This window comes from Blautia aquisgranensis (assembly GCF_040096615.1).
Lineage (GTDB): Bacteria > Bacillota > Clostridia > Lachnospirales > Lachnospiraceae > Blautia_A > Blautia_A aquisgranensis.
Genome location: NZ_JBBMEJ010000001.1, coordinates 371,181 through 393,267, shown reverse-complemented (window position 1 = coordinate 393,267; position 22,087 = coordinate 371,181). Strand labels below are relative to the sequence as shown.

The 22,087-nt window shown below is 43.7% G+C and carries 22 protein-coding genes and 1 riboswitch; of the genes, 21 read left to right on the top strand and 1 reads right to left on the bottom strand.

Annotation, left to right across the window (positions count from 1 at the left end; translation table 11 throughout):
- The first annotated feature begins 46 nt into the window (after positions 1-46).
- The 19 genes from WMO28_RS01930 (at position 47) to WMO28_RS01840 (ending at position 18,784) form a co-directional block, all read left to right on the top strand.
- Positions 47-982, top strand: a complete 936-nt coding sequence (locus tag WMO28_RS01930) for a helix-turn-helix domain-containing protein (protein WP_349055894.1) — start codon at positions 47-49, stop codon at positions 980-982.
- A 12-nt stretch (positions 983-994) separates the two neighbouring features.
- Complete coding sequence (locus tag WMO28_RS01925) at positions 995-1,507, top strand: DUF6106 family protein (protein WP_349055893.1); 513 nt, start codon at positions 995-997, stop codon at positions 1,505-1,507.
- Positions 1,508-1,825: 318 nt separating this feature from the next.
- Complete coding sequence (locus tag WMO28_RS01920; RefSeq protein WP_349055892.1) at positions 1,826-3,118, top strand: ABC transporter substrate-binding protein; 1,293 nt, start codon at positions 1,826-1,828, stop codon at positions 3,116-3,118.
- Positions 3,119-3,221: 103 nt separating this feature from the next.
- Complete coding sequence (locus tag WMO28_RS01915) at positions 3,222-4,121, top strand: carbohydrate ABC transporter permease (protein WP_349055891.1); 900 nt, start codon at positions 3,222-3,224, stop codon at positions 4,119-4,121.
- Positions 4,114-4,944, top strand: coding sequence for a carbohydrate ABC transporter permease (locus WMO28_RS01910; RefSeq protein WP_349055890.1), 831 nt, complete (start codon positions 4,114-4,116; stop codon positions 4,942-4,944). Before WMO28_RS01915 ends, WMO28_RS01910 begins: the two co-directional genes overlap by 8 nt.
- Before the next feature lie 171 nt (positions 4,945-5,115).
- Positions 5,116-7,140 carry a beta-galactosidase gene (locus WMO28_RS01905; protein ID WP_349055889.1) on the top strand — a complete coding sequence of 675 codons (2,025 nt, stop codon included), beginning with the start codon at positions 5,116-5,118 and terminating at the stop codon, positions 7,138-7,140.
- Between the two features lie 21 nt (positions 7,141-7,161).
- Positions 7,162-8,280, top strand: coding sequence for a phosphotransferase enzyme family protein (locus tag WMO28_RS01900; protein ID WP_349055888.1), 1,119 nt, complete (start codon positions 7,162-7,164; stop codon positions 8,278-8,280).
- A gap of 33 nt (positions 8,281-8,313) precedes the next feature.
- Positions 8,314-10,476, top strand: a complete 2,163-nt coding sequence (gnpA, locus tag WMO28_RS01895; protein ID WP_178641852.1) for a 1,3-beta-galactosyl-N-acetylhexosamine phosphorylase — start codon at positions 8,314-8,316, stop codon at positions 10,474-10,476.
- Between the two features lie 102 nt (positions 10,477-10,578).
- Positions 10,579-10,655: riboswitch (cyclic di-GMP riboswitch) on the top strand.
- Positions 10,656-10,678: 23 nt separating this feature from the next.
- Entirely contained in the window at positions 10,679-10,861 is a 183-nt protein-coding gene (locus WMO28_RS01890) for a hypothetical protein (RefSeq protein ID WP_349055887.1), read from the top strand.
- A 57-nt stretch (positions 10,862-10,918) separates the two neighbouring features.
- On the top strand, positions 10,919-11,422 hold the full coding sequence (locus tag WMO28_RS01885) for a hypothetical protein (RefSeq protein ID WP_349055886.1): 504 nt from the start codon (positions 10,919-10,921) through the stop codon (positions 11,420-11,422).
- The gene (locus WMO28_RS01880; protein ID WP_349055885.1) at positions 11,355-11,648 is read left to right on the top strand and encodes a Fe-S-containing protein; all 294 of its coding nucleotides are present in this window, start codon (positions 11,355-11,357) and stop codon (positions 11,646-11,648) included. The genes WMO28_RS01885 and WMO28_RS01880 overlap by 68 nt, the downstream gene beginning before the upstream one ends.
- 101 nt (positions 11,649-11,749) lie before the next feature.
- The gene (locus WMO28_RS01875) at positions 11,750-12,259 is read left to right on the top strand and encodes a GNAT family N-acetyltransferase (protein ID WP_349055884.1); all 510 of its coding nucleotides are present in this window, start codon (positions 11,750-11,752) and stop codon (positions 12,257-12,259) included.
- A gap of 156 nt (positions 12,260-12,415) precedes the next feature.
- Positions 12,416-12,883: a hypothetical protein gene (locus WMO28_RS01870; RefSeq protein ID WP_178641846.1), complete on the top strand. Its 468-nt coding sequence runs from the start codon at positions 12,416-12,418 to the stop codon at positions 12,881-12,883.
- A 376-nt stretch (positions 12,884-13,259) separates the two neighbouring features.
- Positions 13,260-14,072 (top strand): purine-nucleoside phosphorylase, encoded by an 813-nt coding sequence (locus tag WMO28_RS01865; protein WP_349055882.1) that lies wholly within the window; start codon positions 13,260-13,262, stop codon positions 14,070-14,072.
- Positions 14,073-14,108: 36 nt separating this feature from the next.
- Positions 14,109-15,422: an amidohydrolase family protein gene (locus tag WMO28_RS01860; RefSeq protein ID WP_349055881.1), complete on the top strand. Its 1,314-nt coding sequence runs from the start codon at positions 14,109-14,111 to the stop codon at positions 15,420-15,422.
- Positions 15,385-16,098 carry a Crp/Fnr family transcriptional regulator gene (locus WMO28_RS01855; RefSeq protein ID WP_349055880.1) on the top strand — a complete coding sequence of 238 codons (714 nt, stop codon included), beginning with the start codon at positions 15,385-15,387 and terminating at the stop codon, positions 16,096-16,098. The genes WMO28_RS01860 and WMO28_RS01855 overlap by 38 nt, the downstream gene beginning before the upstream one ends.
- 18 nt (positions 16,099-16,116) lie before the next feature.
- Positions 16,117-17,307 (top strand): phosphopentomutase, encoded by a 1,191-nt coding sequence (locus tag WMO28_RS01850; RefSeq protein WP_349055878.1) that lies wholly within the window; start codon positions 16,117-16,119, stop codon positions 17,305-17,307.
- A gap of 26 nt (positions 17,308-17,333) precedes the next feature.
- A complete protein-coding gene (locus WMO28_RS01845) occupies positions 17,334-17,717 on the top strand; it encodes a nucleoside recognition domain-containing protein (RefSeq protein ID WP_349055877.1) in 384 nt (127 codons plus the stop codon).
- A gap of 77 nt (positions 17,718-17,794) precedes the next feature.
- Positions 17,795-18,784: a RelA/SpoT-related domain-containing protein gene (locus WMO28_RS01840; RefSeq protein ID WP_349055876.1), complete on the top strand. Its 990-nt coding sequence runs from the start codon at positions 17,795-17,797 to the stop codon at positions 18,782-18,784.
- 85 nt (positions 18,785-18,869) lie between these two features.
- Here WMO28_RS01840 and WMO28_RS01835 read toward each other — a convergent pair whose 3' ends face one another.
- Entirely contained in the window at positions 18,870-19,361 is a 492-nt protein-coding gene (locus WMO28_RS01835; protein WP_349055875.1) for a DUF2798 domain-containing protein, read from the bottom strand.
- A gap of 449 nt (positions 19,362-19,810) precedes the next feature.
- Between WMO28_RS01835 and eno the strand changes: the two genes are divergently transcribed.
- Positions 19,811-21,106, top strand: coding sequence for a phosphopyruvate hydratase (gene eno, locus WMO28_RS01830; protein ID WP_349055873.1), 1,296 nt, complete (start codon positions 19,811-19,813; stop codon positions 21,104-21,106).
- A 181-nt stretch (positions 21,107-21,287) separates the two neighbouring features.
- Entirely contained in the window at positions 21,288-22,064 is a 777-nt protein-coding gene (locus WMO28_RS01825; RefSeq protein WP_349055872.1) for an ABC transporter permease, read from the top strand.
- The last annotated feature ends 23 nt before the right edge of the window (positions 22,065-22,087 follow it).

Below are 22,087 nucleotides of genomic sequence, written 5' to 3'. Positions count from 1 at the left end.
AGATAACAGGAAGAATCGAAGACAGAGAAACACGGGAGGAATATTTTTGGCAAAAAAAAGAAAACCCAAAATGGAGCTTCGGTATTACAAGATGCCGGAGGGGAGTCCGATTCTTCCACTGCTTGGACAGAAGTGGGTACAGAATTATGGAAATGATGTAGATTACCTGCATTTTCATAATTATCTTGAGATTGGTTTCTGCTATGAAGGTCAGGGAATGCTGGTACTTGGAGAAGACGAGGTGCGTTTTCATGACAGGGAATTTACGTTGATTCCGCCGAACTATCCTCATACAACGATCAGCGATCTGGGAACTATAAGCAGATGGGAATATCTTTTTGTCGATGTGGAGGGATTCCTGGATCAGTTCATCAGCAATTCTGTAAAAAAAGAAAAAATAGTTCAGCGTATCAATTCCAGAGCACTTTTTCTGAAAGAAGCGGAGCACAAATCCATGGCGGATAAGATTCTGAAAATCATGGACATTATGCGTTACGGAGAGGAATTTTATCTGGAAGAGGCGAAGGGGATTCTGGCATCGCTTCTCGTGGAGACAGCAAGGATCAACCGAATTTCCGGTGAAGAGAAGTACAGTGAGGACAAGGGAAAAGTCACGGATGTAATATCAAGATGCCAGGATTATATTTCCGATCATTATATGGAGGATCTGCGAATTGATGAGCTGGCTGAATTCTGTCATATCAGCGAAACACATCTTCGCAGGATGTTTACCTCATATATGAAGATGAGTCCGTTGGAGTACATCAATACGATAAGGATTCAGGCTGCCTGCGAATACCTGAAAAAAACCGATCAGCCCATTGCGGATATCGCGCATAAATGCGGATTTACGACCAACTCCACATTTAACCGGAATTTCAGGCAGATCACAGGAATGACACCTCTGGAATGGAGGAAACGTCCGGAAAATTATGAGCAGCAGCTTCTGAAATTTGATATTCATTCAGAAGAAGGCTGGTAGAAAGAGGAAAAAATGTACGACTACAGAATCGTGGAGCAGGTCTCCCGAAAACCGAAACATATGTCAGGGTTTCTGCGAAAGATCATGATCATTTTTGCGGTGTTTTTTGTGCTGCTTGGTATTGTGATCTCGCAGGCATTTATGCTGGCCGGATTTCTTCTGGCTCTTTTGTATTTTGTGTATGATGTTTTCAGCCAGAGAGATTATGAATATACGATGGAGAATGGTGAACTGACCATTGACGTCATTTACGGGAAAAAATATCGTAAGACAGCACATGTGCTGAAGCTTGAGAACATGGAAGTGACGGCACCACACTGGCATGAAAAAGTAGCAAAATACAAGAAAAACACCGGAACAGAGAAGTTGAAAAAATATGATTATACTTCCTATGAGGAGGATGTGCCGTATTATACGATGATCATTAAGGAGGATGGTCATAAGATCAAACTTCTTCTTGATCTTACCGAGGAAATGCTGCATACAATGAAGACACAGTTTCCGGAAAAGGTTTATTTTGCATAAAACATTAAAAACTTTGTGAAAATTACATAAAAAACAGAATGAAAGTTTATGAAATAGAGACAAAACCCTTCTCTTTTGACGAATAAATGTTAATAAAATGTCAAAACAGAAGGCTTTTCTTTGACAGATTGACGAAGGAAAACAGGGAAACACGAAAAATGTATAAAAAATGGCCTGATAAGCTTCAAAAATAGTGCAAAACACATAAAATGGTTGAAAATGCACATTATATGAACGGTTATGCAAACTATAGGGGGTATATGAATGCTATAATCCTTTTACAAGCAAACGGAAAGAGCTTAAAAGGAGGATAAGTAAATGAAGAAAAAATTACTCGCAGTTTTAATGACAGGTATCATGGCAATGTCTTTTGCAGCAACAACAACAGCAGTTTACGCTGCAAAGGGTGACGATGATAATACTCTGACAGTATGGGCATGGGACCAGAACTTTAATATCAAATCCATGAATATTGCAGGAGAGCAGTATGCAAAGGATCACGAGGGATTCAAGGTTGACGTTATCGAGACATCCTCTGATGACTGCCAGACCAAGCTTACCACAGCAGCTAACGCAGGTGATTACAGCACACTTCCTGATATCGTACTGATGCAGGACAACAGCTATCAGAAATATCTGAAGAGCTATCCGGACGCTTTCACAGATCTGAAAGATATGGATATCAACTGGGATGATTTCGGAAAACTGAAACAGTCCTATTCCATGGTAGATGATACACATTACGGTGTGCCGTTTGATAATGGTGCTGTTATCGCATGCTACCGTACAGATATCCTGGATGAGGCAGGCTATACAATTGATGATCTGACAGATATCACATGGAGCAAATTCATGGAGATCGGTAAGGACATCCATGAGAAAACCGGCAAATATCTTCTCACAAGTGAGGCAACAGGCGGCGATACTCTGATGATGATGATCCAATCCTGTGGAGCAAATTTCGTAAATGATGACGGAGAGGCTTATATCGTAGGTAATGATGTAGCTGAGAAATGTGTAGATCTTTATGTAGATCTTGTAAAGAACGACGTTGTTAAGCTTGTAAATAACTGGGATGAGTATATCTCCACAATTACAAGCGGTGAGGCTGCCGGTATTGTTAATGGTAACTGGATCACAGCTACACTGATGGGAACAGAGGATCAGAAGGGTCTGTGGCAGATCACAACAATGCCGAAAGTAGACGGCGTTGACAGTGCAGTAAACTATGCAAACAACGGCGGATCTTCCTGGTACATCACATCCAACTGCAAGAATGTAGAGCTTGCAGAGGACTTCCTTGCCAGCACATTTGGTTCCAGCACAGATTTCTATGATGCGATCCTTCCGGAGACAGGAGCGATTTCCTGCTACCTGCCAGCTGGTGAGTCTGATGTTTACAATGAGCCAAACGAGTTCTTTAACAACCAGCCGATCTTCTCAACAATTGTAGAGTATTCTTCCCATATTCCGGAATTCACAAAGACTCCGTACCACTATGAGGCAAGAGAGTGCATCAACACAGCTGTTGTTAATATCGTAAACGGAGCAGACAAGGAATCTGCACTTCAGGAAGCACAGGATACACTGGCATTTAAGATGACAGAGTAATTTTAAAGTTTATCTTGAAATGAATAAGTAAATACAGAGCAGGGGACTGCATGCAGTCCCTTGTCTTATGTAAAGGACTTAAAGCTTGAAAGGGGGAGTTCCTGTGAATTCCAATAAAAAAGGTATGACTCTGCTGGCGAAACAGAGAGTAGCCGGCTGGATATTTCTGGCACCGGCTACGATCATGATCGCTATCATGAGTTTCTATCCGATGATCCGCGCATTTATCATTTCTTTACAGACAGGTGCCGGAGCAAACATGAGGTTTGCGGATCCGATCTTCAGTAACTATAAACGTATTATGATGGATAAGGTATTCCAGCAGTCCATTGTCAATACATTTCTGTATCTTATTATCCAGGTGCCGATCATGCTGGTCCTTGCGATCCTGCTTGCACAGCTTCTGAATAACAAAGATCTGAAATTCAAAGGATTTTTCCGTACATGCGTATTCCTTCCATGTGCGACATCTCTTGTATCTTATTCCCTGATCTTCCGTTCCATGTTTGCAACAGATGGTCTGATCAACAGTCTTCTGATCAAGCTTGGAATTCTGTCAACAGGCTATAACTTCCTGGGTAACTCCACAAGTGCGAAGATCGTTATCATCATAGCGCTGATCTGGAGATGGACAGGTTATAACATGGTATTCTATCTGGCAGGTCTTCAGAATATTGAATATTCTGTATACGAGGCGGCCAAGATCGACGGAGCCAACGGCTGGAAGACCTTCTGGAAGATCACAGTGCCGCTTCTGAAACCGACGATCATTATGACATTTATTATGTCTATCAATGGAACATTACAGCTGTTTGATGAGTCTGTCAACCTGACAAAGGGTGGCCCGGCAAACAGCACGATCACAATGTCCCACTATGTTTACAACACATGCTTTATCAATGTGCCGAACTTCGGATATGCGGCAGCAATGTCATTTATCATATTTATCATGGTAGCGATTCTGGCATTTATTAACTTGAAAGTAGGTGATACACGTGACTGAGAAAAAGAACAAATCTGCGATTCAGAGAAGATTGATCCCTACATATATTTTTCTGATCATCGTATCATTTATCTCTGTATTCCCGTTGTACTGGATGATCTCCGCTGCAACCAATACATCCACAGATGTATCCCGCGGTAAGCTTCTTCCAGGCACATATTTCATGCAGAACTTCAAGAATCTGACTGCACAGCAGCCGCTGTGGAGAGCACTTGGAAATTCTCTGTTCTATGCACTTCTGACTACGGTTATCTGTCTTCTGATCTGCTCTATCGCAGGTTATGGATTCGAGGTATACCATGACAGATGGAAGGACAGACTGTTCTCCATTCTGCTTCTTGCAATGATGGTTCCGCAGGTTGCCACAATGGTACCGTTATTTAAGATGTTCTCCAAAGCAGGGCTTCTGAATACAGCGGTTGGTTTTATCCTTCCGATCATTTCCACACCGTTCATGATCATGATGTTCCGTCAGAACGCGAGATCATTTCCGGTCGATATCATTGAGGCTGCACGTATTGACGGTCTGAGCGAGGTAAGGATCTTTTTCCAGATGTTTATCCCGACCATGAAGTCTACCTACGCGGCAGCAGCAGTTATCACATTCATGAATGCCTGGAACTCCTATCTGTGGCCGAAGGTAATCATGACAGATAATGATGCGATGACCATGCCAATGCTCATTGCCAATCTGATCACCGGTTATGTGACAGATTATGGTATGCTGATGTGCGGCGTACTGTTCTGTTCCATTCCGACGATGATTGTATTCTTTGTATTACAGAAACAGTTCGCAGAAGGTATTACCGGTGCGGTTAAATAAGTGTTACTGTTCACAAAGTGAACAGTAACAAATAAACTTTAATTAAAAAAAGGATGCTATCGAAACATGCAGGTGTATTGTATAATATGCTTCAAATGGATCATTCAGCATCCTTTTTTACGAAGTTGAAATAAGTATAGAAAGGCTATAAATCATAAGGAGATAGAAAAAATGGCAAAGCAGATCAGATATGACCATTTTCTGCATGGCGGTGATTATAATCCCGAGCAGTGGCTGGACAGACCGGACATTCTGAAAAAAGATATCGAATATTTTAAGAAAGCACATATCAATACAGTATCTGTAGGGGTTTTTTCCTGGGCGGTGCTTGAGCCGGAGGAGGGAAAGTATAATTTCGACTGGCTGGAGGAGATCATCAACAATCTTTATAAAGAAGGAATTCACACGATCCTTGCAACTCCGTCCGGTGCCAGGCCGAAATGGATGGCAGATAAATACGAAGAGGTTCTTCGTATGGATGCAGATCGGACGAGAAGATTTTTTGGCGGAAGACATAATCACTGCTATACATCTCCGGTATACCGCGAAAAGGTTTTTGAGATCGATAAGAGACTTTCCGAGCGTTTCGGAAAACATCCGGCAGTGCTTATGTGGCATATTTCCAATGAATTTGGAGGAGAGTGTCACTGCCCGCTATGCCAGGCAGAATTCCGCAGGTGGCTGAAAGAGAAATATAAGACGATCGAGAATTTAAATTCCAGCTGGTGTACGACTTTCTGGAGCCATACCTACAACAGCTTTGACCAGATCGAGAGCCCGTCTCCAAAGGGGGAAAATGCACTTCATGCACTGACTCTGGACTGGAAGCGTTTTGTTACGGACCGGACTGCTGATTTTATTAAGCATGAAACAGCAGCGATCCGTGCCGGTGGCTCCATGCTTCCGGTGACAGCCAATCTGATGTACGACTACGACGGACTTGATTACAAAAAATTCCGGGATATCCTGGATATCGTATCCTGGGATAACTATCCGGGATGGCACAAAAAAGAAGAGTATGCAACTGCAATTGATGCAGGAATGCAGCATGATCTTATGCGGAGCATAAAAAAAGCACCGTTTTTGCTTATGGAGTCCTGTCCGTCTGCCACGAACTGGAAGCCGATCAACAAACTGAAAAAACCGGGAATGCATCTGGCGGCTTCCCTTCAGGCTGTGGCGCATGGATCAGACAGTGTACTGTATTTCCAGCTTCGTCAGAGCCAGGGCGCATCGGAGAAATTCCATGGTGCAGTGATAGACCATTATGGCGGGGACGATACCCGTGTTTTCCGTGAAGTGACAGAGGTCGGCGAGGCACTGGAGCAGATCCGGGAAACCTTAGGAAGCGAGATCTGGTCACAGGCGGCGGTTCTCTATGACAGGGAGAATGACTGGGCGTTAAAGGATGCACAGGGACCACGAAATGAAGATATGCACTATCAGGAAAATGTTCAGAAACAGTACCGTGCCCTCAGAAGAAAAGGCTGCAACACGGATATCATTTCAATGGAACATGAATTGTGGGATTATAAGCTGGTGACAGCACCTATGGCCTATATGTTCCATCACGGCTATGCCGAAAAACTTCGTACGTTTGCCCAAAATGGCGGCACATTGGTGCTTTCTTACTGGTCCGGGCTTGTGGATGATACAGACAAATGTTATCTTGAAGGAACGCCTCATGGTCTCACAGAAGCAGCAGGTATCCGGACAGAGGAGATCGATGCACTTTATGACTGGGAAGAGAATCATGGCATTCCGGAAACCGGAAATCATCTTGGTATTACAGGAACCTACACCTGCAAAAATCTCTGTGAGCTTGCGAAGGTTTCCGATGCAGAGGTGCTGATGCGCTACGGTGAAGATTTTTACCAGGGCTATCCGGTCCTGACACACAGAAATTACGGAAAAGGTCATATTTATTATGTTGCGGCAGATATGGAAGCTGCTTTTTATGAGGATTTCCTTGGACGTGTGGCTGATGAGGCAAAGATTCAGGTGCCGCTTGCATTTGTGCCAGAAGGAGTTTCTGTGACAACAAGAGAAACAGAGGATATCGAGTACCTATTTGTTCAGAATTTTGCAAGGGAAACAAGAACAGTTTCTGTGCCGGAAGATTTTGAAGTTCTTTATGGAATAGAAAGTGAGAATATGGCACCATTGCAGACAAGAGTTCTGAAACGGAAAAAATAAACACAGCAAAGAGAAGATAAAATGAGTTGTATATCAGAAGAGAAGATCAGGAAGATCGCAGGGCAGTTTGATTTTACAGGAGAGCTCGTTTCCTGGAGTCCCTGCGGAAGTGGCCATATTAACGGAACCTGGCTTTTGCGTTATAGGATCGGAAACATGGGTTCCATAAAGGTGATCCTGCAGAAGATCAATCTGGAAATATTTCAGAATCCGGACGAACTGATGGAAAATATCAGCGGAGTGACGGAGCATCTGAAAAAGAAGATCATAGAGAATGACGGAGATCCGGAACGGGAGGTTCTGAACCTGATTCCCACAAAAGAGGGAAAAAACTACCTGCAGGATGCGGATGGCGAATGCTGGAGAGCCTATATTTTTATCACGGATGCAGTAAGCTATGATCTTGTGGAAAAACCGGAGGATTTTTACGAAAGTGCAGTTGCTTTTGGAAGGTTTCAGGAAATGCTGGCGGATTACCCGGCGGAGACGCTGCATGAGACTATCAAAGGATTTCATGATACGAAAAAACGGTTTCAGACATTGAAGAAAGCGGTGGAATGTGACAGCTTCCGGCGGGCGGAAAAGGTTCAGGACGAGATTGATTTTGCCATGCAGCATGAGGAACTGGCGGGGATTTTCGGAGAATTTTTACAGAAGGGTGAGATTCCTTTAAGAGTGACACATAATGATACGAAGCTTAATAATGTAATGATTGATATTTTCACAGGAAAAGGTATCTGCGTGGTGGACCTGGATACAGTCATGCCGGGACTGGCTATGGATGATTTTGGAGATGCGATCCGTTTTGGTGCCAGCACAGCGCTGGAAGACGAAAAGGATCTCAGCAAGGTTTCCTGTGATATGGGATTGTATGAGATCTATGTAAAAGGTTTTCTGGAGAGTTGCGGCGATAAGCTGACTCCAAAAGAAATAGAACTGCTGCCTATGGGTGCGAAGGTTATGACCTATGAATGCGGGATCCGCTTTCTGACGGATTATCTGGAGGGAGATCACTATTTCAAAACAGACTGGGAGGGACAGAACCTGGATCGATGCCGTACACAATTTAAGCTACTTTCCGATATGGAGAAGAAGTGGGATATTATGCAGGAGATCGTGAACAGATACAAGCCGGAATAGATAAAATAAATGTTCGTTTAAATGGAGGTAGAAATGAAAAAGAACAGAGGAAGAGTAACCATCCCCACAGATCTGGATGTGATTCCACAGACTTTGGATATACTGGAAGAATGGGGAGCAGATGCGATCCGTGACTGTGACGGAACTGAGTTTCCGGCAGAATTGAGAGAGACGGGTGCAAAGATATATGCTACATATTACACAACAAGAAAGGATAATGCCTGGGCAAAGGCGCATCCGGAAGAAATCCAGCAGATGTATATTATGACATCATTTCATACGGCAGTTTCGGATACTTTGGAAATTCATCTGATGGATCATCTGTATCCGGACATGCTTGCAGTGAATACGCGGGATGATATCCGGAGATGGTGGGAGGTTATTGATCGTACCACCGGTGAAACAGTCAGCACAGAAGAATGGTCCTATGAGGAAGAAACAGGAAATGTTGTGATACGGCCGGCGAAGCTGTTTCATGAATATACAGTAAGTTTTCTGGCGTATATTATGTGGGATCCTGTGCATATGTACAATGCGGTAGTTAATGACTGGAAGGATGTGGAGCCGCAGATCACGTTTGATGTACGTCAGCCTGAGACAAGAGCGCATTCCCTGGAACGACTTCGCAGGTTTCTTGACACACATGATTACGTAGATGTGGTACGTTTTACAACCTTTTTCCACCAGTTTACGCTGGTTTTTGATGAGCTGGCGCGTGAAAAATATGTGGACTGGTTCGGATATTCCGCGTCTGTCAGCCCTTATATACTGGAGCAGTTTGAAAAAGAAGCAGGCTATCCTTTCCGTCCGGAATTTATCATTGACCAGGGCTATATGAACAATACGTACCGCATTCCGTCAAAGGAATTTAAAGATTTTCAGGCATTCCAGAGAAGAGAGGTAGCCAGCCTTGCGAAGGAAATGGTGGATATTGTTCATGAGTATGGAAAAGAAGCCATGATGTTTCTGGGAGATCACTGGATCGGCATGGAGCCTTTTATGGATGAGTTTGCCACCATCGGGCTGGATGCAGTGGTCGGAAGCGTGGGAAATGGTGCAACCCTGCGTCTGTTCAGTGATATCAAAAATGTAAAGTACACAGAGGGAAGATTTCTGCCGTACTTTTTCCCGGATACATTCCATGAAGGCGGCGATCCGGTAAAAGAGGCAAAGGTGAACTGGGTGACTGCCAGAAGAGCAATCCTTCGAAGCCCGATCCAGCGGATCGGCTATGGCGGATATCTGAAGCTTGCCCTGGAATTTCCGGATTTTGTGCAGTATATCAAGGAGGTGTGCCAGGAGTTCCGCGTGCTGTATGACAACATTCAGGGAACAACACCGTACTGCGTAAAACGAGTGGCGGTTTTGAACTGCTGGGGAAAAATGCGTTCCTGGGGTAATCATATGGTACATCATGCCATTTATTATAAGCAGAATTATTCCTATTTCGGGATTATAGAGGCACTGAGCGGTGCACCTTTTGATGTTTCCTTTATCAGCTTTGATGACATTCGCGAGAATGAAGAGTTCCTGAAGAATTTTGATGTAGTCATTAATGTAGGCGATGCTGATACAGCACAGTCCGGTGGAGAAAACTGGGCAGATCCGGCTGTCCTTACTGCTGTGCGAAAATTTGTCTATAATGGTGGCGGTTTTATCGGCGTTGGAGAACCGGGAGCTCATCAGTGGCAGGGAAAATTCTTCCAGCTGGATGATATTCTGGGCGTAGAGGAAGAGAGGGGATTTAACCTTAATACAGATAAGTACAACTGGGATGAGCACAGAGATCATTTTATCCTTGCAGATACAGACGGAACCGTAGATTTCGGCGAAGGCAAAAAGAATATCTTTGCGCTGCCACAGACGGAGATTCTGATCCATAAGAATCAGGAGGTACAGATGGCAGTGAAGACCTTCGGAAAAGGCCGTGGCGTTTATATCAGCGGACTTCCGTACAGTTTCCGGAACAGCCGTGTTCTGTATCGTGCGGTTCTGTGGTCATCATCCGCAGAAGAAGAGCTTTGTCGCTGGTTTTCTTCCAATTATAATGTAGAAGTTCACGCGTATGTAAAGAACGGAAAATACTGTGTGGTAAATAATACATACGAACCGCAGGATACCACTGTTTACATGGGGGATGGCAGCAACTTTGAACTGCATCTGGAGGCTAATGAGATCCGCTGGTATCAGATATAAGAAAACAGCTGTTACCAGATTCAGAGTGAGCACTGATAAATGTTGACCAGAATGGTTGACAGTCCTCTGTGGCTGAGTATGCAATAATAAGAAAGAAAAAAATAAATATATGGTCAAAAGCAGTTGAAAAGCTGTGACGCAAAGCTAAAGGGCCTGTAAAATGGCAGCCAGTTGCAAGGAATAAAAACAGGGAACGGTATAGTTGCATGTCTATAGCCTTACCCTGTTTTTTCTTGGAGCTGTGGGTGGCCTGGCAGGAATTGGAGCTGACATACAGACATCTTCTGTATTGCAGGGAATCCTGAAGCTTCTGGCAGGAATCATCATGATAATTATGGGAGTGAATATGCTGGGAATATTTCCGGGACTTCGGGAAATGTCTTAAGCGGAGCTTTTGCCATGCTGTGTTTCAGCCTTGGAACGGTTCCGCTGATGCTTGGGTTTGGTTCGTTTTTTTTTCGCACTTGGGAAAAAATTTACAAGGCAGATCTTAAAGATTGGTGCAGTTCTGGTAGTGGTTATGGGGCTGTCTATGATGGTACAGGGAAGTGCACTGTCAGGTCTTGGAAGCAGATCAGCGGGAAAGGCAACGGCAGATGGTATGCAGAACAATGACAGGACTGATACTGCAACAGAAAAAGATGGAGTGCAGTATGTTTCCAGTACACTGAAATCGGGTCAGTACCCGGATATTACAGTGAAGGCAGGAGAACCTGTGAAGTGGGAGATCCAGGCACCGGAAGGCAGCATTAACGGATGCAATTATAAGATGCTCCTGCAGGATTTTGATATGGAATATATTTTTGAAAACGGGGAAAATTTATGTGACAGAAAAAGCTGCATTTTATCCGGTAAATGTAGATGGCACAGAGATGGAAGTGGTTGCATTAAAAGATGCGGATGGAACAATCCGTACTGCATTCAATACATGCCAGATCTGTTATGATTCCGGAAACGGCTATTACAAACAGGAAGGAGATAAGCTGGTTTGCCAGAACTGCGGAAATTCATTTACCATGGATCAGATCGGGGAAACTGCGGGTGGCTGTAATCCATGGCCGATTCTGGAAAGCGACAGAACTTTTGAGGAAAGTGAAATTCACATATCCTATGATTTTTTGAAAAACTCTTCGGAGATTTTTGAGAACTGGAAGGGTGCGTACCAGAGCTAGGAAGACAACGGAAGCAGGTCAGATACAAAGAAAGGGCTTCTCTCTGGGAAGATAATATGGTAGATTACATAAGGATGAGGAAAAAACAAAGGAGAGGAATTATGAATCTATCAGAAAAATATACATTTCGTTCTATACGTGAGGAGGAGGCCGAACAGGCAGCAGAGATCGAGCAGATCTGTTTTCCGCCGGCAGAGGCGATCAGCAGAGAGGATATTATAGACCGGGTGAAAAAAATTCCGGAGCTGTTTCTGGTAGCGGAAGATCGGGAAACAGGAAGGCTGGCAGGATATCTCACCGGCTTTGCAACAGATGAAGAGACTTTTCAGGACAGATTTTTTACGAATGCGGACTTAAGCACACCAGCTGGTGAGAATAATATGCTGCTGGGACTGGAGGTACTTCCGGAACACCGTGGACAGGGGCTTGCCAGAGAGCTGATGACCCGATACCTTGCCAGGGAAAAGGAAAGAGGACGAAAAAAAGCAGTCCTCACCTGCGTGGATACTAAGGTTGGAATGTACGAAAGAATGGGGTTCCAATATGTGGGAATTTCCGCTTCTGTGCTGGGAAATGAAAAGTGGAATGAGATGGAATATGTCTTCAGCTAAAAACCATTTCAGGACTCAGGAGAACATCGGATAACAGGTGAATTTTTTGAACATTTTGAGCAAAAAAGTGCATGGTCATAGCAGCCGAAAAATGTTATATTGAGTGCATCAAGGGGACGTGAGCAAAAACATATAATGTTTGGAGGTAGAAGTATTATGAGACGAGTAGAAGAGGTTATCTATGTTGTACCGGAGGAGAGAGAGGCATTTCTTGCGAAGCAGCTGAATCCGTCAGAGAAGACACGTAAATTTATGTGGCATCATGGAATCCGCAATCAGTTTTTCTATGAGCTGGAAGAGTTTATCCTGATGACATTTGAGTATGTGGGAGATGATTTTTACCAGGACATGGCTGTTCTCAGTGCGACACTGGAGGATGAGGGATATTTCATCAAACAGAGAAGAAGAGATGTAGCTCCGGAGCAGCTTAAGACAACGAACTGGTGGGCACCACTGAAGATTCTAGGAAGCAATTTTGTACAGACACCATTCTCAAGTGAAGATGATGTTGGGGCAGATGAGCTTGCAGCAGCAGCCAAGAACGGAAGTATCTCAGATGAAGATGATATCCGAAGCAATATTGCTTTTGACGCAGACGACTGGAGTGAATCTATTCATTTCTGATCAGCTGCCAGGTCAACGGAAGTTCTGAAATAAACGTGATAAATCCAGAAACAGACCCTGTTTTTCAAGTATTGAGAAGCAGGGTCTGTTTCTGTTCTGTGGTACATTCGTGATATGTCAGGATCGGATTGTAAAAAAACGGGCATCATGGTATCATGAAAACGAGGATATTTTCGCAAAAGGAGTTGTGCATAATATACAAAGTCAAAAACAGCTTATTGTGAAAAATAATGATTCTGAAACTTTTTTGCACAATCGCGACAAATGTCGTTTTTTTAAAAACAGTGATTTCGTATAATCAGAGAGCATTAAGTCAGGAGACATTGTGATAAAGACACAAAAATATAAAATAATAAAAAGAAAGGAAGTAAGAATTATGTACAAAAAATTAATGACATGCCTAGAAAGCGTAAGAAAGAAAGTTGATTTCAAACCGGAAGTTGCACTGATCCTTGGCTCCGGACTTGGAAATTTTGCAGATGGGATCCAGATCGAGCAGACTATTGATTACACAGACATCGAGGGATTCCCGGTATCTACAGTAAAAGGTCACAAGGGACGTTTCGTATTTGGTTATGTGGAGAAAACACCGGTTGTTATCATGCAGGGACGTGTTCACTATTATGAAGGATATGCAATGTCAGATGTTGTTCTTCCGACCCGCCTTATGGGAATGCTTGGCGCAAAGAAGATTCTTCTTACCAATGCGGCAGGTGGAGCGAATCCTTCCTATAAACCAGGAGATTTCATGCTGATCACAGACCATATCACAACAGGCGTTCCAAGCCCGCTGATCGGACCGAACATTGATGAGCTGGGAACAAGATTCCCGGATATGAGTGAGGTATACAGCAAACGTCTTCAGGATGTGATCCGCAAATGTGCAGGAGAGTGTGACATCAAGCTTCAGGAAGGTGTTTACGTACAGTTCACAGGCCCGAACTATGAGACACCGGCAGAGGTAAGACTTGCACAGCGCTGGGGTGGAGATGCAGTTGGAATGAGTACAGCATGTGAGGCTATGGCAGCGCGTCACATGGGTATGGAAGTCTGCGGAATTTCCTGTATTACAAACATGGCAGCAGGAATCTCCAAAGAAGCACTGGATCATAAAGAAGTACAGGAGACAGCAGACCGCGTGGCAAAATCCTTCAAGGAGCTTGTTGCAAAAGTTGTTGTAAATATGTAATCCGTGAATGAGACATCAGAAAGGAAACAGGACGAGATGAAACGGTTTGTAATGAAGGGAAATATCTGCTACAGCAATGAGAACAGAGAACTTTGTATTGTGGAAAACGGCTATACAGTCTGCGAAAACGGAATCTGCGTTGGCGTATTTGAGGAGCTTCCGGAATGCTATCAGACATTTCCCTGTTATGATTATACAGATAAACTGATCATTCCCGGATTTGCAGATCTGCATGTGCATGCACCGCAGTATTCCTTCCGGGGACTTGGAATGGATCTGGAGCTTCTGGACTGGCTGAACACTCACACATTTGTGGAGGAGGCGAAATATCAGGATCTTGCCTATGCAGAAAAAGCTTACGACATTTTTGCAGAGGATATGCAGAAAAGTGCCACAACAAGAGCATGTGTGTTCGGAACCATTCATAATGAAGCAACACTTCTTCTTATGGAAAAACTGGAAAATGCCGGAATCAAGGGATTTGTGGGAAAAGTAAACATGGACCGAAACAGCCCGGATTATCTCTGTGAAGTCAGCCCGGAAAAAGCTGCTGAAGATACAGAAAAATGGATTCAGGAGGCTGAAAAATTCGAGAATATAAAACCGATCCTGACACCGAGATTTATACCAACCTGCTCTGATGAGCTGATGGAAAAACTTTCTGCACTGCAGAAGAAATATGATCTGCCGATGCAGTCACATCTTTCCGAGAACTTTGGTGAGATCCAGTGGGTACAGGAGCTTTGCCCGGATACTGCTTTTTACGGGGAGGCTTATGACAAATATGGAATGTTTGGAAATGGCTGTCCTACGATCATGGCACACTGTGTTCACAGCACAGAGGAAGAGATTCAGCTGATGAAGAAGAATCAGGTGTTCATTGCACATTGTCCGGAATCCAACACCAATCTGTCTTCCGGCGTGGCACCGGTGAGAAAATATCTGGAGCTTGGAATGAAGATCGGTCTTGGAAGTGACGTGGCAGCCGGTTCATCCCTGTCCATGTTCAAGGCAATGGCCATGGCGATCCAGTGCTCCAAGCTTCGCTGGAGACTTGCTGATCAGGAGCTGGCGCCTTTGAAAGTGGAAGAGGTATTTTATCTGGCTACAAGAGGTGGCGGAGAATTCTTCGGCAAGGTGGGAGCTTTTGAAAAAGGCTATGAATTTGACGCAGTAGTACTTGATGATTCGAATTTGCGTCATCCACAGGAGCTTGGTGTAAAAGAGCGACTGGAACGGATGATCTATCTTGCGGATGACAGAAATGTGATCGCGAAATTTGTAAACGGAAACGGATTTCTGAGGGATAAGGATGGAATCAAAAGAACTTTTTTTGGAGGAAATCAGTAAACTTAACGTCAGCAAGCGCGACTACCTGGAACGATTATTTAAATACGTACCCGATGCTATTATCCGGGCCATGTCATACAGAAAGATAAAAAAAGACCAGTTTATCATACGTTCGGGAGAACCGTGTGATACGATCTATATCATTTTGAATGGTGAGATCGTGGGCCTGGATTATCAGAAACTGGGCAGGGTGTATTATTTTATGGATTTTGCACAGATGTACATTGTAGGGGATTTTGAGGTTTTTGCTGAAAATCCGGAATACAGTGTTTCAATCTGTGCGGCGGAGGACTGCGAAATACTGGCGATTCCGGCGGTTCTTTACTGGCAGTGGATACAGCATGATGAGAATGCACTTCTTCTGCGGGTAAAAAATGTGATGTCTATCCTGACATCTGAAAAAGCAAACGACCGTAAATACATGTTCATGAGCTGCAAGGAACGCCTGATGAAGTATCTTGTAAAGTCCTATACCTGTAAAAAAGAAAAGGCTGATGGTATATTCCGGCTGAACCGGACGCAGGCAGAACTGTCTGACAGGGTCGGATTTAATGTAAGAAGTGTCCAGAGAAGTATCGCAGCACTGGAAAAGGAAGAACTGATCACTGTGGAAAACGGAAAGATCACCGTATCCCATGAACAGTTTCTGGAAATGAGCAGATATCTGGAAGAATAGAGGAAAGGGGAATGAGTTATGAAAAAATACAAGAGAATATTTACGATCGTAATTGATTCATTCGGCGCAGGAGCAATGCCGGATGCAGCACAGTATGGCGATGAAGGTACAGACACAATGGGACATATTTCCCAGAATGTAAATGAATTTACGATTCCGAATCTTCAGAAGCTTGGAATTGCAAACCTTCATCCGCTGAAACAGGTTACAGCAGTAGAAAGACCGATGGGCTATTACAGCTTTTTAAGAGAGGCCAGCACAGGCAAGGATACTATGACCGGTCACTGGGAGATGATGGGACTTCACATCACCAAACCGTTTAAGACCTTTACAGAGACAGGCTTCCCGGCAGATCTGATCGAGGAGCTTGAGAAGAGAACCGGACATAAGGTGATCGGAAACAAGAGTGCCAGTGGAACAGAGATCCTGGATGAGCTGGCTGAGGAAGAGATCGCAACCGGTCATATGATCGTTTACACATCTGCGGATTCCGTACTGCAGATCTGCGGAAACGAGGAGACATTCGGACTGGATGAGCTGTACCGCTGCTGCGAGATCGCACGTGATATCACCATGAAGGATGAGTGGAAGGTTGGCCGTGTTATCGCAAGACCTTATGTTGGAAAGAAAAAAGGCGAGTTCAAACGTACCAGCAACCGTCATGACTATGCACTGAAGCCGTATGGAAGGACAGCTCTCAATGCACTGAAGGATGCAGGATATGATGTGATCTCAGTAGGAAAGATCTTTGATATTTTTGACGGAGAGGGTCTGACAGAATCCAACAAATCCAAGAGCTCTGTTCATGGAATGGAGCAGACTATTGATATTGCAAAAAGAGATTTCGAGGGACTTTGCTTTGTAAACCTTGTGGATTTCGATGCACTTTGGGGACATCGCCGTAATGTAGAGGGATATGCAAAAGAACTTGAGAAATTCGATGTGAAGCTTGGGGAGCTTCTCGGAGAGCTTAAAGAGGATGATCTTCTGATCATCACTGCAGATCATGGAAACGATCCGACACATACAGGAACGGATCACACAAGAGAAAAGGTACCGTTTTTTGCTTATTCTCCATCCATGGAGGGGTATGGAAAACTGGCAGATTCCGATACTTTCGCAGTGATCGGTGCAACGATCGCAGATAATTTTGGGGTACAGATGCCGGAAGGAACAATTGGAGGGTCCCTTCTGGACGAATTGAAATAAGAGGAACGTGAAACAGGAGAAAAGGTATGAAACTTTTATTAAATGTAGTGGGAATTCTGCTGGTACTGTCCAATGGACTGACTGCAGTTATCAACTGTGGAAATGAAGGACTGTCTTTTGTGTTTGGTGACCTTTTTACAGGTGATATGAGCATTTTCATTATCAAGAGTCTTGGAAATATTATTTTTGTATCTGCCCTTGTCAGTGTGCTGTATTATCTGGGTGTGATCGGATTTATCGTAAAATGGATCGGAAAAGCTGTCGGAAAGCTTATGGGGACTACAGAGGTCGAGAGCTTTGTTGCAGTTGCAAACATGTTTCTTGGCCACACAGACAGTCCGATTCATGATTATGGCGGTTTCGGCCTCTTTTTATGCAGAATTTATGAATGTTTTTGCAATATTTTTTGACGGAAAAGACATGCCTGGATATGATTAAATCAGAAAGTAATATACAGATCATAGATAAACTCAGGGGAGTGATATGAATGATAACATTAAACGACTATCTGTATTCCGGAGATACGATCCTGCGGATACTGAAAAAATATATCACGGATTTGCGGAGAGAAGCGAAGGAGAAGCACAATGAGATCGACCTGGTACACTGTAATTTTCTGATCCAGATTCAGGAGCTTCTGGAGCACAATGATTTCCTCACAGCACAGTCCCAGAAGATACGGGAATTTTATAAGTATATGGCAGGAGAGTATCCTTATCTTGCGTTTACCTTTAAAGGAAGGATCAAATCCCTGATCCGTGCGGAGGAGAAATTTAACGGTTATGTGGTAGAATTTATATATGATTATTATAAAGAACATGGCAGATATCCATCCGTATCCCAGATTAAAGAGCGGTTAAGCTGCTTCCGTGATTTTATTGCATACAGGATCGTGATCGCTATGCCAAGATGCCATCTGAAAGAAGGGGAGGACATCAGGGAGGAAGAACTCCGTCATCTTTATGAGATCGCCAATGTGCTGCCTGGTTTTCTTGAGGAACGGGGGTTTACGGCAGAGCCGGCCAGAGGCGTGCAGGAAAGTACCTCGCCCCTGTTGAGTGAGGAGGTTCGTCCGTATTACAGAGATTATATCTGTCATAACAGCGAGGAAGATTATCAGTCGCTTCATATCACCTTTTATGACAACAGCTCCAGAAGCTATATGGAGGTACAGCTGCGTACAAAGGATATGGATGATGTGGCAGAGATCGGTTCGGCCAACCATTTAAGCTATGAGAAAAAACAGGAAAGTGAGCGAAAAAGGCGAGATGCGATCCCGGAGGGAGAATGTATTTATTTTGATGAGGCCTATGAAAGAGGAATGAGACTTCTGGGACTGGAGCTTTCGAAGCTGGACGTCAATATGTTCGGGGCTGTGAATAACAGTCTGATTAACGATGGATGCGGGCTTTTTCGTGGAAGGATGATCCTGCCTTATGAGCATCTGTCCCGTTTCCAGAATGATATCATTGACTGACTGCCCTGATATAATCGTGTAACAAAAAAACACGTTACTGCCGTGAATAAAAATGACAGTAGCGTGTTTTTTATATTGTATAAAATTACATATTCGGTGCAGCTTCTTTTGCGTTTTCTTTTTCAGGGAAGATGTGTCTGAAAATGAAACGTACGATCGGGCCTGCGTAGATCAGCTGCCAGAAAAATGCCATCGGGAAGTTGAACGCTGTTGTCTGAAGCCATACAGAAATGAACTGGCTTCCTGCATTCTTAAAGAGAATGGTTGCTGCAAGGCTCATAAGCGGGCACATAAAAGCAACAGAAGCAACAGAGATGGCAAGGATCATGCTGAACGGATGACAGCTGCGGAAATCCACCATACGGTTTGCGCATGCGAATGCAAGCTTGGATACGATGAAGAAATCAAGGACAAAAGCGATCGGTCCCATGATCACCAGCTCATGAAAAGCGGAGAGGAACACGCTGTTGTTAAGTCCACCGACATTCAGTGAAATATTGTAGCAGATCATGGCATAAACCATGAAAAATACCATGATGATAGTAAAAATAACTTCCTGGAACTTGTTTTTTGGCATAAAAAAATCCTCCTTATTAAATGATAATGATAAATAATAGAGCATGTGTTGTTCGTTAATCATTCAGGAGAATGTGCGTTTCCAATATGACAGGATTTTGCCATAGACCATATTCAATTCCGTCGGTCATATTACCATAGAGAATACAGGCTTGTCAATACGTAAAATTTGGATAATTTCTTATAATATTCAGAAAATATTTCAGAATGAAGCAGGATATAAATGAGAAAAAATGAGTATTTGCATATCTTGACGGTAACAGTTAGTTCTGATAAACTATAAAATAGTTAGCAGGTTCTAACTATTGCGTGAATAAATGTGAAGGGCCGTTTCCCCTGATCTGTCGTGTTTCCGGAAATTCAGAACAGGTATTTCCGGAAGCAGGCAGACGGTCCGGACAGAATTCGCAGACAGAGAGATTGATATCAGACAGGAGGATATACATTAAGATGGAATATTTAGAGATCGAGAAAGTTATTGGAAGGGAGATCATTGATTCAAGAGGAAATCCGACCGTAGAGGCAGAGGTTTATCTTGCAGACGGAACCATCGGAAGAGGAGCGGCACCAAGCGGAGCATCTACAGGAGAATTTGAGGCACTTGAGCTGAGAGATCAGGATAAGAGCCGTTTTGGCGGAAAAGGTGTTTCCAAGGCAGTTGAGAATATCAATACAGTGATCAATGATGCACTGACAGGAATGGATGCATCTGATATTTATGCAGTGGATGCGGCCATGATCAAGGCAGATGGAACAAAGGATAAGTCAAAACTTGGTGCGAATGCGATCCTTGCAGTATCCATTGCGTGTGCACGTGCAGCTGCGATCTCACTTGATATTCCGCTTTACAGATTTCTTGGTGGTGTGAATGGAAACAGACTTCCGGTTCCGATGATGAATATTTTAAACGGTGGTGCGCATGCTGCAAATACAGTAGATGTGCAGGAATTTATGATCATGCCAGCCGGTGCACCGAGCTTTAAAGAGGGGCTTCGCTGGTGCACAGAGGTGTTCCATGCACTTGCAGCACTTCTGAAGGAGAAAGGTCTTGCGACAAGCGTTGGTGACGAGGGCGGTTTTGCTCCGGACCTTGGAAGTGACGAGGAAGCCATCGAATATATCATTGAGGCTGTAAAAAAAGCAGGCTACGAGCCTGGAAAAGACTTCGTGCTTGCCATGGATGCCGCATCCAGCGAGTGGAAGGGAAGCCAGAAGGGTGAGTATATTCTTCCGAAATGCGGAAAGAAATTTACATCTGCCGAGCTTGTTGAGCACTGGAAAAACCTGATCGAGAAATATCCGATCTACTCTATCGAGGATGGTCTTGATGAGGAAGACTGGGAAGGCTGGCAGATCATGACAAAGGAGCTTGGCGGAAAGGTACAGCTTGTGGGTGATGATCTGTTTGTTACCAATACAGAGCGTCTTGAGAAAGGAATCAGCCTTGGCTGCGGAAATTCCATTCTGATCAAGCTGAATCAGATCGGTTCTGTATCTGAGACCCTGGAAGCGATCAAGATGGCACATAAGGCCGGCTATACAGCAATTTCTTCTCACCGCTCCGGAGAGACAGAGGATACAACGATCGCGGATCTTGCAGTAGCTCTGAATACCTGCCAGATCAAGACCGGAGCTCCGTCCAGAAGTGAGCGTGTTGCGAAATACAATCAGCTTCTGCGTATTGAAGAAGAACTTGGAGAGGCAGCGGTATATCCAGGATTTCAGGCCTTCAATATTAAAAGATAAAAAGATTTTCTGAAAAATTGTTTCATATAAAAGAGCCAGGAGTACACCGGGGCTGGTATGGAAGAAATTCTGTACCGGTTCCGGCTTTTTTTGGAAAAAAATAATATTGCCAGATTCTTAAAAATGGTATATTATGTTTTACAGCCATGTGAAAAATAAAAAAACAAATATTGGAGATGCTATGAAAGAATACGTAAATACTTTTATGCGTTACAGGTTTCTTCTTGGAGAGCTTGTAAAAAAGGGAATCAAACTGAAGTACAGACGTTCTTATCTTGGTATTATCTGGTCCCTTCTGGAGCCTCTTCTTACCATGATCGTACTTACCATTGTATTTGGCACTCTGTTCGGAAATAAAGATAAGACATTTCCGGTATATATTCTTACGGGACGTCTTCTTTACAGCTATTTTTCAAGTGCAACGACGGCTGCACTGAAATCGGTCAGGGCCAATGCGGGAATGATCAAGAAAGTATATGTACCGAAGTATATTTATCCGTTGTCAAGTGTGCTTTTTAATTATGTGATCTTTCTGATTTCACTGATTGTGCTAGCGGTTGTAAGTGTTGTACTGGGAGTAGAACCGACGATTTATCTGGTGCAGATTCCGATTGCCCTGATCCTGCTTTTATTGCAGGCATATGGCTGTGGAATGATACTGGCAACGATCGGAGTATTTTTCAGGGATATGGAGTATCTGTGGTCAGTAGCATTGATGATCATTATGTATACCTGTGCGATTTTCTATTATCCGTCCAGACTTTTGAAGAGTGGATTTTCATGGATACTGAAATATAATCCGCTGTACTGTACGATCAGCATTTTCCGTTCTGCAATCTTTGGAGAAATGATGAATATGCATTATTTCGAATATGCACTTGGCTTCGGTGTAGCGGCGATTGTAGTTGGTCTGATCTGCTTTAAGAAAAAGCAGGATGAATTTATACTTTATATATAATCGTGCATTTACAGGAGAGAAAA